The sequence below is a fragment of the Microtetraspora sp. AC03309 genome, from assembly GCF_020826795.1.
Classification (GTDB): Bacteria; Actinomycetota; Actinomycetes; order Streptosporangiales; family Streptosporangiaceae; genus Microtetraspora; species Microtetraspora glauca.
The window spans coordinates 1-997 of record NZ_JADDIL010000231.1 but is presented as its reverse complement, the minus strand read 5'-3'; the positions used below and the strand labels follow the sequence as shown (position 1 = coordinate 997).

At 65.8% G+C, this 997-nt stretch carries 1 pseudogene; it reads left to right on the top strand.

The window, feature by feature from the left end:
* Positions 1-997, top strand: a pseudogene (locus IMZ11_RS42490) (preprotein translocase subunit SecA); the annotation flags it as partial.

The window sequence follows — 997 nt, the reverse complement described above, 5'->3', positions numbered from 1 at the left end:
GTCCTGATCGGTACCACCAGCGTCGAGCGCTCCGAGTATCTGTCGCGGCAGTTCACCAAGCGCAAGATTCCGCACAACGTGCTCAACGCGAAGTACCACGAGCAGGAGGCGAACATCATCGCCGAGGCCGGCCGGCTCGGCGCCGTCACCGTCGCCACCAACATGGCCGGTCGCGGCACGGACATCGTGCTCGGCGGCAACGCCGACTTCCTGGCCGACAAGCGGCTGCGCGAAAAGGGCCTCGACCCGGTGGAGACGCCCGAGGAGTATGAGGCGGCTTGGGACGAAACCCTCACGACGATCAAGGAAGAGGCCAGCAAGGAGGCCGAGAAGGTCGTCGAGGCCGGTGGTCTCTATGTGCTGGGCACCGAGCGTCACGAGTCGCGGCGTATCGACAACCAGTTGCGCGGCCGCTCGGGCCGCCAGGGTGACCCGGGTGAATCCCGGTTCTACCTGTCGCTGGGTGACGAATTGATGCGACGGTTCAACGGCGCGACGCTGGAATCGTTGCTGACCAGGCTGAACCTGCCCGACGACGTGCCGATCGAGGCCAAGATGGTGACCCGCGCCATCAAGAGCGCGCAGACCCAGGTCGAGCAGCAGAACTTCGAGGTCCGCAAGAACGTCCTCAAGTACGACGAGGTGATGAACCAGCAGCGCAAGGTCATCTACAAGGAGCGGCGGAAGCTCCTCGAGGGCGAGAACCTCCAGGAACAGGCCCACGACATGCTCGTCGACGTGATCACCGCCTACGTCGACGGCGCCACCGCCGAGGGCTACGCCGAGGACTGGGACCTGGCCAAGTTGTGGGAGGCGCTCAAGACGCTGTACCCGGTCGGGATCGACCACCACGACCTGATCGACTCCGATGCAGTGGGTGAGCCCGGCGAGCTGACTCGCGATGAGCTGCTCGAAGCGCTGATCGCCGACGCCGACCGGGCCTACGCCGAGCGCGAGAAGCAGCTTGAGGAGCTGGCCGGCGAGGGCGCCATGCGTC